Source organism: Ideonella oryzae (assembly GCF_024055665.1).
In the GTDB taxonomy this organism is placed as follows: Bacteria; Pseudomonadota; Gammaproteobacteria; order Burkholderiales; family Burkholderiaceae_C; genus Ideonella; species Ideonella oryzae.
On record NZ_JAMXMC010000014.1, the window covers coordinates 67,554 to 79,048 of the forward strand.

Annotated in this window: 9 protein-coding genes; 7 read left to right on the forward strand and 2 right to left on the reverse strand. The window is 67.4% G+C overall.

Annotation, left to right across the window (positions count from 1 at the left end):
- Nucleotides 1-132 precede the first annotated feature (132 nt).
- The gene (locus M0L44_RS19755) at nt 133-1,659 is read right to left on the reverse strand and encodes an ammonium transporter (RefSeq protein WP_252771926.1); all 1,527 of its coding nucleotides are present in this window, start codon (nt 1,657-1,659) and stop codon (nt 133-135) included.
- Between the two features lie 37 nt (nt 1,660-1,696).
- Nucleotides 1,697-2,035 (reverse strand): P-II family nitrogen regulator, encoded by a 339-nt coding sequence (locus tag M0L44_RS19760; protein WP_022979924.1) that lies wholly within the window; start codon nt 2,033-2,035, stop codon nt 1,697-1,699.
- Nucleotides 2,036-2,447: 412 nt separating this feature from the next.
- Here M0L44_RS19760 and M0L44_RS19765 point away from each other — a divergent pair, with 412 nt between their 5' ends.
- The 7 genes from M0L44_RS19765 (at nt 2,448) to M0L44_RS19795 (ending at nt 11,493) form a co-directional block, all read left to right on the forward strand.
- Nucleotides 2,448-3,968 (forward strand): YifB family Mg chelatase-like AAA ATPase, encoded by a 1,521-nt coding sequence (locus M0L44_RS19765; RefSeq protein ID WP_252771903.1) that lies wholly within the window; start codon nt 2,448-2,450, stop codon nt 3,966-3,968.
- A 58-nt stretch (nt 3,969-4,026) separates the two neighbouring features.
- Entirely contained in the window at nt 4,027-5,091 is a 1,065-nt protein-coding gene (locus M0L44_RS22235) for a glycosyltransferase family protein (RefSeq protein ID WP_252771904.1), read from the forward strand.
- Nucleotides 5,091-5,990, forward strand: coding sequence for a glycosyltransferase family 29 protein (locus M0L44_RS19775; RefSeq protein ID WP_252771905.1), 900 nt, complete (start codon nt 5,091-5,093; stop codon nt 5,988-5,990). Before M0L44_RS22235 ends, M0L44_RS19775 begins: the two co-directional genes overlap by 1 nt.
- A gap of 103 nt (nt 5,991-6,093) precedes the next feature.
- On the forward strand, nt 6,094-8,745 hold the full coding sequence (locus M0L44_RS19780) for a glycosyltransferase (RefSeq protein ID WP_252771906.1): 2,652 nt from the start codon (nt 6,094-6,096) through the stop codon (nt 8,743-8,745).
- 136 nt (nt 8,746-8,881) lie between these two features.
- Nucleotides 8,882-9,673: an ABC transporter permease gene (locus M0L44_RS19785; protein ID WP_252771907.1), complete on the forward strand. Its 792-nt coding sequence runs from the start codon at nt 8,882-8,884 to the stop codon at nt 9,671-9,673.
- Nucleotides 9,674-9,682: 9 nt separating this feature from the next.
- On the forward strand, nt 9,683-10,378 hold the full coding sequence (locus M0L44_RS19790; RefSeq protein ID WP_252771908.1) for an ABC transporter ATP-binding protein: 696 nt from the start codon (nt 9,683-9,685) through the stop codon (nt 10,376-10,378).
- The gene (locus tag M0L44_RS19795) at nt 10,375-11,493 is read left to right on the forward strand and encodes a KpsE/RkpR family capsule polysaccharide export protein (protein ID WP_252771909.1); all 1,119 of its coding nucleotides are present in this window, start codon (nt 10,375-10,377) and stop codon (nt 11,491-11,493) included. Before M0L44_RS19790 ends, M0L44_RS19795 begins: the two co-directional genes overlap by 4 nt.
- Nucleotides 11,494-11,495: the final 2 nt, after the last annotated feature.

Below are 11,495 nucleotides of genomic sequence, written 5' to 3' on the forward strand. Positions count from 1 at the left end.
CAGATGGGGATGCCCGGCTGCATTGCAAGTGCCCCGGCCACCAGGCAAAAAAAAGGACTGCCCGCAGGCAGTCCCCAACTCGCTCCGAAACTGAATCTTGATCCGGGATCGGGGGCCGCAGCCCCCGGGGTATCACTTGTTGTAGGCGGCTTCGCCGTGGGAGGTGATGTCCAGACCTTCGCGCTCTTCCTCTTCCGGTACGCGCAGGCCGATGACCAGGTCGACGATCTTGTAGGCGATCACCGAGACCACACCCGACCAGACGATGGTGATGCCCACGGCCTTGGCCTGGATCAGCACCTGGCTGGCGATGCTGTAGGCGTCCGGGGTGACGGTCGTGGCCGTGACCCAGTCGCCCACGGCGCTGGGGCCGCCCAGGGCCGGCGAGTTGAACACGCCGGTCAGCAGGGCACCCAGGATGCCGCCCACACCGTGCACGCCGAAGACGTCCAGGGTGTCGTCCGCGCCGATGATCTTCTTCAGGCCGGTCACGCCCCACAGGCAGATGAAGCCCGCCAGCAGACCGATGATCAGTGCACCACCGATGCCGACGTTGCCGGCCGCCGGGGTGATGGCCACCAGACCGGCGACAGCACCGGAGGCGGCGCCCAGCATCGAGGCCTTGCCCTTGTGCAGGGCTTCACCCAGCGACCAGGACAGCACGGCGGCGGCGGTGGCCACGAAGGTGTTCATGAAGGCCAGGGCGGCAAAGCCGTTGGCTTCCAGGGCGGAGCCGGCGTTGAAACCGAACCAGCCCACCCACAGCAGGGCGGAACCGACCATCGTCAGCGTCAGGCTGTGCGGCGCCATCGATTCCTTGCCGTAGCCGATGCGCTTGCCGACCATGATGGCGCCCACCAGGCCCGCCACGGCGGCGTTGATGTGCACCACGGTACCGCCGGCGAAGTCCAGGGCGCCCATCTGCCAGATGTAACCGGCCTTGGCGTTCATCGCATCGACCACTTCCTTGCCGGAGTAGGCATCCGGGCCCATCCAGAACCAGACCATGTGGGCGATCGGCGCGTAGCTGAAGGTGAACCACAGGGCCATGAACAGCAGCACGGCGGAGAACTTCATGCGTTCGGCGAAGGAGCCGACGATCAGGGCGCAGGTGATGCCGGCGAAGGTCGCCTGGAAGGCCGCGAACACGATTTCAGGGATGTAGACACCCTTGCTGAAGGTGGCGCCGTTGGCGAAGGTGCCGGCGACGTTGTCCCAGATGCCCTTCATGAACAGGCGGTCGAAGCCACCGATGAAGGCATTGCCCTCGGTGAAGGCCAGGCTGTAGCCGTAGACGGCCCACAGCACGACGATCAGCGAGAAGGTGACCATCACCTGCATCAGCACCGACAGCATGTTCTTGCTGCGCACCAGGCCGCCGTAGAACAGCGCCAGGCCCGGCACGGTCATCATGATGACCAGCAGGGTGGAAACCATCATCCAGGCGGTGTCGCCCTTGTTCGGCACGGGCGCCGGGGCGGCAGCCTCAGAAGCGGCCGGAGCGGCTTCAGAGGCGGCAGCGGCCGGGGCGGCGGCGGGCGCCGAGGCGTCAACCGAGGCCGCAGCCACCGGTGCCGAGGCGGCGTCCTGCGCGATCGCGGTTCCCGCGAAGCCCAGGACCGCGAGGCCCAGGGCGAGGGAAGCAACAAGCTTTCTCATCATGATGTGTGAGTCTCTTTGTCTGGGTGGGGCGGCGTCAGAGGGCGTCCTTGCCGGTCTCGCCGGTGCGGATGCGGACGACTTGCTCGAGAGGGGACACGAAAATCTTGCCGTCGCCGATCTTGCCGGTGCGGGCGGAGGATTCGATGGCCTCGATCACACGGTCGACCAGCGCGTCATCGACGGCGGCCTCGATCTTGACCTTGGGGAGGAAGTCCACGACGTACTCGGCGCCGCGGTAGAGCTCGGTGTGGCCCTTTTGACGGCCAAAGCCCTTGACTTCAGTCACGGTGATGCCTTGCACGCCGATGGTGCTCAAGGCTTCCCGCACTTCATCAAGCTTGAAGGGCTTGACGATGGCTGTCACCATTTTCATTCTGTGCTCCTGGAGGGTTGAGGCCAACGGGCGTGCTGGCCGTGATGCGGGGTGTCAGAACGTCTTGTGGACGTGGCCGGGAAGAAGGTCGGCCACAGCGGGCGTGGCGTGTGCGATGCAACAGGACTTCATGCAGTGGCTCCGGTTGGACCGTTCCCGGCTGAACAGTGGGTTGGAACGGAATCGCAAGGCATGTTGCAGCTTTCATGCCACCTTGCCTCGTTGCCATCGGTCCATGCACCTGCCCGGGGTTCGCTCTTGGTGCGCAGTGTCAGGATCGAAATTGATCGCACCAAATTGGTTCATCGACGTCGTCAAGCCAAGGATGGCCGTGCGCCCAAGGCTGGGCTACACCTGTGGCCTGTGTTCGGGCAGGCCGCGGAGCTTGTTTCCGGCGTGACGGAGGAGTTCGATGTCGTATGCGGTGGTGGCCAGTCGGGCGCTGGACGGGGTCCAGGCCCCGCCCGTGATGGTGGAGGTGCATCTGGCCAACGGCCTGCCCAGCTTCACGCTGGTGGGGCTGGCGGATACCGAGGTCAAGGAGGCCCGGGAGCGGGTGCGCGCAGCGCTGGCCCAGAGCGGTTTCGAGTTTCCGCACAACCGGAGGATCACGGTGAACCTGGCGCCGGCCGATCTGCCCAAGGAGTCGGCGCGCTTTGACCTGCCCATGGCGCTGGGGATTCTGGCCGCCCAGGGCATCATCGACCCCCAGCGGCTGACGGGGTGGGAGTTTGCCGGAGAACTGTCGCTGGCGGGGGCGCTGCGCCCGGTCACGGGGGCGGTGGCGCTGGCCCTGGGGGCCCGCCAGGCCGGGGTGAACCGCGGGCTGGTGCTGCCCGCGGACAGTGCGGTGCTGGCGGCGCGGGTGCCTGGGCTGGAGGTGCGCTCGGCGACCCATCTGGGCGAGGTGGTGCAGTCCCTGCTGCCCCAGGGGGAGTCCTTGCCTTTGGCGCAGCCCACGGCCCCAGTTCAATCCCGGGTGGGGCCTGATCTCGCCGAAGTTCGGGGGCAGGCCGCCGCCCGCCGGGCGCTGGAGATTGCGGCGGCGGGTGGGCACAGCCTGCTGCTGATCGGTCCGCCGGGCTCGGGCAAGTCGATGCTGGCGCAGCGACTGCCGGGCTTGCTCCCGCCGATGTCGGACGAAGAGGCCCTGGAAAGCGCCGCCCTGCAGGGCTTGGGGGCGGGGGGGCTGGATCCGACCGATTGGCGCACCCGGCCGGTGCGTTCGCCCCATCATAGTGCGAGCTCGGTGGCGTTGGTGGGGGGCGGCAGTCCGCCGCGGCCGGGCGAGATTTCCCTGGCGCACGGGGGTGTGTTGTTTCTGGACGAATTGCCCGAATTCGCCCGGTCGGCCCTGGAAGCCCTGCGCGAGCCGTTGGAGAGCGGCCACGTCACCATCTCGCGTGCGGCCCGCCAAGCCCGGTTCCCGGCGCGTTTCCAGCTGGTGGCGGCCATGAACCCCTGTCCGTGCGGCTGGCTGGGCGCCCAGGCCGCGACGGGGCGGGCCTGCCGCTGTGCACCGGACACGGTGGCGCGCTACCAGGCCCGCATCTCGGGGCCTCTGCTGGATCGCATCGACATGCAGGTGGAGGTCCCCGCCACCCGGCCGGACGAACTGCTCAGCGGCCCGGCGGGGGAATCCACGGCTGCCGTGGTCGCGCGGGTGCGGCCTGTCCAGGAACTGCAGCGGACGCGCCAGGGCGGCCCCAATGCCACCCTGGCGGGCGACGCCCTGGACCTGCACGCGGTGCTGGTGCCGGCGGCCCGCCAGTTCCTGCAGAACGCGGCGCAGCAGTTGGGCTGGTCCGGTCGCAGCATCCACCGGGTGCTCAGGGTGGCCCGGACCATTGCCGATCTGGCGGGCCGGGACTGGGTCGACATTGCCGATGTGGCGGAGGCCATGCAGTACCGCCGGGTGATCTCGGGGGCTTGAGGGGCCTGCGGCTACACTGAATTCAGCATCGCGTTCCACGCCCTTCCCGGAGTTTGCCGTGTCCCGTCCGCTGGCCATTGCCTTTCTGGCCTGCAACAAGAACCCGGATCGGTTTCGGGAAGATCCTTCCTTCACCTACCGCTGCGAGAACCTCGCGCTGGCCCTGGCTGCGCAGGGGCATGAGGTGACGTTGGCTCACCTGAGCCGCCCGGGCTGGGGCCGTCGGCCCGACATCGTCGTGTTCCACCGCCCGCTGTTGTCCTGGCGCTTCTGGTGGACCCAACGCCGCCTGCGCCGACAGGGCGTGCGGCTGCTGGCCGATGTGGATGACCTGGTGTTCGACCCCGCATTGGCCGGCCAGAGTCCGGCGGTGCTCAACGGGCAGCTGCCTTTGCGGGCCCTGCAGCGCCGTTTCTGGCGCCATCAGCAGGCCCTGAGGCTGTTCGACCGCATCACGGTTTCCACCCAGGCGCTGGCGCAGGCCCTGGCGGCGCAGCCCGGACCGGGGGGCGCGGACCGGATCTTCTGGCTGCCCAATGCGGTGCACCGGCGCTGGCGGACCGAGGCTGAGCCTGAGGTCGCTCCCTGCGCCGAGCCCGTGCTGCGCTACCTGCCGGGCACGCACAGCCACGACCGCGACTTCGCGTTGGTGGCGCCGGTGCTGTCGGCCTTGCTGCGGAAGCGTCCGGGGCTGCGGCTGGAGCTGGTGGGGCCCTTGTCCTTTGTGCTGGATGCCCCGCCCGGGCAGGTGCAGCACCGGCCTCGGCTGCCGTTTGCGGACTACCTCGCCGAGGCGCGACGGCCAGGCATCCATCTGGCCCCCCTGGAGGCGACCCCGTTCACCGCCTGCAAGTCGGCACTCAAGGTCATCGAGGCGGCCTTCTGGAACCAGCCGACCGTCTGCTCCCCGCTGCCGGATGCGGCGCGGTTCACCGACACCGGTGCTTGCGTGGCCACGTCGGCGGAGGACTGGCGGCACTGGATCACCCGGCTGCTGGACGAGCCTGCGGTCTACCGGGCCATCACGCACGGCCTGCGCTCACGTGTCCTGCGCCACGCCGACATTGACCATCAAGCCCTGGCCTGGCTCGAGGCCATGCGGCCCCGCGCGGAGCACGCCTGATGGGCTGGCGGGCTGTCGGGCTGACGCTCTGGGCCGATCTGCTGCGCCGACGTGGCCGCTATGGACACCAGCTGCGGAGGCTGCGCTGGCTGGCCTGGCGCGATCGCCCGGATGGCCTGCGCGGGCAACGCCTGGCACAGTGCTGGCGCGACCATGGGCGTCCGCTGCCCGGGCGCTGGTGTCGTGCGCTGGAGGCGGTTGCCGCAGTCGGCACATCGCCGCGGCTGGCCCCGCTGCTTGAGAGTGCACATGGCCCCGGGGTGGCCGCGATGCGGGAGACCCGGGCCGCCTTCGCGGCCTGGCTGCACGCACGGGTGGCCCTGGGGCCGGTGTGCGTGGTGGGCAATGCCGGCAGTTTGCTGAGTCGGGCGGAGGGACCGCAGATCGACGCCCATGCGGTGGTGTTGCGCTTCAACCGCTGGCGCCCGCCTGGTCAGGATGCGGCGCGTGCCCTGGGGCATCGGCTGGATGTCTGGGTGGCGGCGCCCGACTGTCGGGACGTGCCGGAGCAGGACATCGCCTGGGCGGTGATCAGCGGTGCCGACCCGTGGGTGGCCATGGAGGCGTGGCCGTCCGTGCAGGCCCTGCGGGCCAGGGGGGTGCCGGTGGTGACCGTGCCGCTGGGTATCTGGAAGGCCCTGGTAGATCGCCTGGGGGCACCGCCCAGTGCCGGCCTGCTGGTGCTGGCATGGTTGCTGTCCCTGGGTCTGGGCGAGGGGCGGTTGCGGATGACCGGGGTGGCCGAGCCCGCTGAGGAGGAGGGCGGGTCCCATGTGCTGGGGGCCTGGCATCGGCGGGGTCGCCGCCATGCCTGGGAGCGGGAGCGGGCGCTGGTGGCCGAGTGGTGCGCGTCGGGGGCCTTGCTGCCGTTGCACCGTTTGCAGGGAGGCTCCGTGTGACCGTGCCGTGTACATTGCACGGGAGGCTGCGGGGCCTGGATGACCGGCGATGGGCACCCGTCCGGGGTGTGATCGGGTTCCGCGGGGATGGAGAAGCGTTGAAGTGGCTTTGATCGAGGTGCCGAAGCGGGCTTTCGACGCCAAGGTCATGCTGCAGAGCATTCGACTGGCGCGGGCTGTCGGCCGTCCCATGGGGCGGCCGCGGGTGCTGCTCGATTTCGAGGTCGAGCTCACCCGGTTGTTGGGGCTGTTCGACCGGGATCACTACCTGTCCCAGGTGGATGCGACCAGCTTGGGCGGCATGACGCCGCTGCGGCACTATGTCGAGCAGGGCGATGCGGCCGGCCTGTCCCCCAGCCCTTTGCTGAACGTGCGCCACTACGACACCCACTGGCCGGATCGCCAGGGTGTCAACCGCCTGCTGCACTTCGGGCTGTGCGCGCATTTCGCAGGCTTCTCGCCCTCGCCCTGGTTCGACGCGGAGTACTACCTGCGCAGCTATCCGGACGTGGGGCGCAGCGCCATCGACGCCCTGGTCCATTTCCAGCGCTGGGGTTGGCGCGAGGGCCGCAGCCCACTGCCTGGGCTGGACATGCGGCGTCTGCTGAACGGGCGGCCGGAGCTGCGCATGCTCAAGGGCGGTGTGCTGTCGGTGTTCGCCTCCGGCGAGCTGGCGCAGATGCTGCACGCCGGCGATGCGCGCGCCCGTCCGGGTTCCACTGCGCGGACGGCGCCGGCCGGGCCGGACCTGCGCGAGGCGGCGGTCTGGACGGAGGTTTCGCCCCGGACCTGGGCCACAGCCCCCCAGGTCGATGTGTTCATCCCTGTCTACGGCGGCCTGCAGGAGACCCTGGCCTGTCTGCACAGCGTCCTGACGGCGCCGGTGAGCACGCCGCACCGGGTGGTGGTCATCAACGATGCTGGCCCCGATCCGGAACTCAATGCCTTGCTGCGCAGCCTGGCCGCGCGCGATCTCTTCGTGCTGGAGCAGCATCGCAGCAACCTGGGTTTCGTGAAGACGGTCAACCATGGCCTGCGCCTGTGCAAGGGGCGCGATGTGGTGATCCTCAACAGCGACACGGTGGTCTACAACGATTGGTTGGACCGCTTGCTGGTGCACGCCCGGGAGCATCCCCGGCTGGCCAGCGTCACGCCGCTGTCCAACAATGCCACGATCTGCAGCTATCCGGAGACCCTGGCAGACAACCGGGTCGGCCTGGAGCTCACCCATGCCGAGATCGACCGATTGGCCGGGGAGACAAACCGGGGCGTGCATGTCGAGGCCCCCACCGGGGTGGGCTTTTGCATGTACATGCGTCGCGCGGCCATTGACGAGGTGGGAGGGCTCGACGAGCGCCATTTCGGGCGGGGCTACGGCGAGGAGAACGACTGGTGCCAGCGCGTGCTGCGCAAGGGCTGGCGCAATGCCATTGCCTGCGACGTCTATGTGCGCCATGTTGGCTCGGTGAGTTTCAAGGGGGAGGCCTTGCAGCGCACCCGCGACGCCATGAAGACCCTGGCCCGCCTGCACCCCAACTACCAGCCGGATGTGGCCCGCTACATCGCGCGTGATCCGGCCTGGACCGCGCGGGCTCGGCTGGACCTGGCCCGGCTGGTGCGGCAGAGTGAGCCGCGCAATGTCCTGCTGGTCAGCCACAACCGCGGCGGTGGCACCGAGCGGCATCTGCTGGAGGAGAACGAGCGCCTGATGTCGGCGGGGTGGGGGGTGTTCGAGCTGCGTCCCGCCTCCCAGAGCGGCGCGTTGGCGCTGCTGCATCCCGGTCTGTTCGGTCTGCACAACCTGGCGCAGGTGCCCCTGGATGCGGTGGATCTGTTGAGCGAAGCGCTGCGCCGTCTGAGGATCGACGAGGTGCATGTGCATCACCTGATCGATTTCCCGTCCGGGACGGCCCAGTTGCTGATCCGGCTGGTTCAGGCACTGGGACTGCGCCTGCGGGTGGCCGTGCATGACTACTACCTGCTTTGTCCGCGGGTGAACCTGGTGAACCAGGAAGGGCGTTTCTGCGGACAACCGAGCGAAGACGATTGCTTGCGATGTCTGTCGGAGGACGCCGAGTTGCAGGCCCTGGGGCCGATCCGGGCCTGGCGGGAGCACTCCAGGGCGCTTCTGGGTGCTGCCCACAGCGTGGTGGCACCTTCGGTCGATGTGGCCCGCCGGCTGGCGCATTGGGGACTGTGTGACAAGGTGGAAGTCCTGCCACATGAGGAACTTCCCCCCACCCGTCCCATGAAGCACCGCGACGTGCCGGCCGGCCGGCCAGCCCGGGTGCTGGTGATCGGCGCGATCAACCACGTCAAGGGCTTTGAGGTGCTGGCGGGGCTGGCCGAAGTGTCGAGCCGGCGGAACCTGCCGCTGGCTCTGGGGCTGCTGGGCTATTCCTCGGACGATGCCCGCCTGGCGGCGCTGGGCGTGCAGTTGCAAGGGCGTTACTTCGACCACGAACTGGTGCAGAAGATCGATGGTTTTGAGCCCGATCTGATCCTGATTCCATCGATCTGGCCCGAAACCTACTGTTATGTCCTGACGGCCGCCCTGGCCAGTGGACGCCGCGTGGCGGTGTTCGATCTGGGCGCCCAGGCCGACCGGACCCGTGCCCACAGTGCGGAACATCTGGTGCTTCCGCTGGACCTGGCCGATCAACCCGAGGCGCTTGCACATCGCCTGATTCAAGGTCGGCGCCATGATCCGGCCGCCGCCGCCCAGCCTTCCAGCATGGCAAGCGACCACCGCTGAGAGACGGTGCCATGCGACGCCAATTCTGTCGATGGTCCGCCCAGGGGCCTGAGTTAAAGTCCCGCCCAGCCGGACAGCGTCCCGGCAGCCGCATCGGCGTTCATCGGGGTGATGTCCCCTCTGCGAAGCACCACCCGTGAAGAAACGCACCCCCTGGCAAATTCAGCGTGCCGTGATTTTTGCCCTGCTGATGCGGGAGTTGAAGACGCGCTTTGGCACGCACTGGACCGGCGTGGTCTGGTTGCTGGGTACCCCCATCGCCCAGGTGGGGGTGCTGGTGGGCTTCAACGCCTTCCTGCGCGGGCGCCTGCATGAGGGGCTCTATCCCTATGCTGTGTTCCTGATGGTGGCGCTGATGCCCTTCCGGCTCTGCACGGGGCTGTGGTCTCAGCTCATGGGGGCCGCCAAGGCCAACCAGGGCTTGTTCAACTACCGGCAGGTGGTGCCCATGGATGCCTTCATTTCCCGTGCGATCCTGGAGTTGGTGCTCAACATCGTGATCTTCGCGATCTCGATGCTGATCCTGGCACGCCTCGGCTTGCCTCATACCTGGCCGGACCGGCTGCTCTATCTCATCGTTGTGTGGGCGATCTATTTCTTTTTCGGGGTGGGCATGGGGCTTCTGCTGGCGGGTCTGTCCGGCCCCATGCCGCGCCTCGGTACCTTGGTGAATCTGATTTCCATGCCGCTGTACATGCTCTCCGGCGTGGTGTTCGCCTTTCACGCACCCACGCCGGATATCAACGCTGTCCTTCTGCTCAATCCCCTGATGCATCTGGTCGAATGCGGGCGCGAAGCCTACCTCGCCGGCTACCACCCGGGCCAGGGCATCAATCTGGCGTACCCCGCCATGTGGGCTCTGACCCTGTGTTTCCTGGGCATGGGCATCTGTCGGATCCGGCGCCAGGAACTGGCCGCGGGCGAGTGAGGGCATCCTGTGCTGGAGCTGGTCAATCTCACCAAGTACTACCCGACGCCGATGGGGCGTCACTATGTGTTCCGTGATCTGAACTTCAAGTTCCCGGAAGAGGCCAGCATCGGCCTGATGGGGCGCAATGGGGCAGGCAAGTCCACGCTGATGCGCATCATCGCCGGGGTGGAGGTGCCCAACCGGGGCCATGTCCGCACGGACAAGAGCATGTCCTGGCAGGTGGGGTTGGCTGGAGGATTCCAGGGCTCGCTGTCCTCCCGGGACAACGTGCGCTTCGTGTGCCGTCTGTTCAGCACAACCCCCGAGGAGACGCGCGAGAAGGTGCGCTTTGTCGAGGAGTTCGCGGAGATTGGCAAGTTCTTCGACCTGCCCATGAAGACGCTGTCTTCGGGCATGCGCGGGCGGGTGACCTTCGGGCTCAGTCTAGCCTTCGAATTCGACTACTACCTCATCGACGAGGGCATGGCGGCCGGCGATCCGATCTTCCGTAAGAAGGCCCAGGCGGCCTTTCAGGCCCATGTCTCCAAAGGCAAGCTCATCCTGGTGTCCCACAACCCCAAGGACATCGAGAACCTCTGTGATGTGGTCGTGATCCTCGAGGATGGGCAAGCCACGCTCTACAACGATGTCAAGGAAGGGCTGGGGCTCTACCAGAACATGCAGCAGAAACGCCAACAATCCGCCAAGGTGGAAGGGCCATGAACCTGAATTCCCTGAAATTCGTCACGCCCGCACGCGTCACCTGGGCGCTGTTCGTGATCCCTGTCGCACTGGCCACGGTGTTCTATGCGGTGGTGGCCGCCGACCGCTACGCGAGCGTGGCAGTCGTCAGTGTCCGGGACACCTCGTCCTCCGCTTCCGTCGGCGGTTCGTCGGTGGCGTCTCTTCTGGGGGGGGCGGGCGGTGCATCGCTGTCGCTGGTGGACACCTTTTTCGTCCAGAACTACATCCAGTCCTCCGATCTGCTGCTCAAGCTCGACAAGCGCTTCAATCTGCGTGCGCACTACAGCGCACCGAGGTTGGATCTGCTGTACCGCCTGAGTGCCGATGCCCGTCGCGAGGACTTCCTCGACTACTTTCGCAATCGGGTCAAGGTCACGCTGGACGACACCTCGGGCCTGCTGACGATCGAGGCCCAGGGTTTCGAGCCCGCCTTCGCCCAGAAGCTCGCGCAGGCGGTGGTTGAAGAAACCGAAACCGTGCTCAATGAGAATGCCCACCGCATCGCGCGCGATCGGCTGGTCTTCGCCGAGCGGGAGGTGGAGCGCACGGCCAAGAAGCAAGCCAAGGCCCGTGCCGACCTGCTGGCCTTCCAGACCCAGCACCGCCTGCTCGATCCCCTGTCGCAAGCGACCGCCAACAGCACCTTGACGGCTTCTTTGCAGGCCACGCAGGCGAAGCAGGAGGCCGATCTGAAAGCCGCGGAGGCCTACCTCAGCGAGGACAGCCTGCAGGTCCGCAGTCTCCGTGGGCAATTGGAAGCCACGAAGGCCCAGATCGAGGTGGAGCGACTGCGGGCGACAGGGACCGTGGATGGATCCCAGTTGACAGCATTGACCAGCCAGTACCAAAACCTGATGGCTCTGGCCGTCTTTGCCGATGATGAGCACAAGATGGCGCTGACCACGGCGGAGCAGGCACGCATGGACACGGTGCGCAAACTCAAGACGCTCATGGTGCTTGAGCCAGCCACCTTGCCGGACATGGCGACCTATCCCCATCGGATCATTGACTGGCTCACCGTCTTTGCCGTGTGCGGCATGATCTTCACCATCGTGCGCCTTGCCATGGCCACGATCCGCGAACACCAGGACTGAAC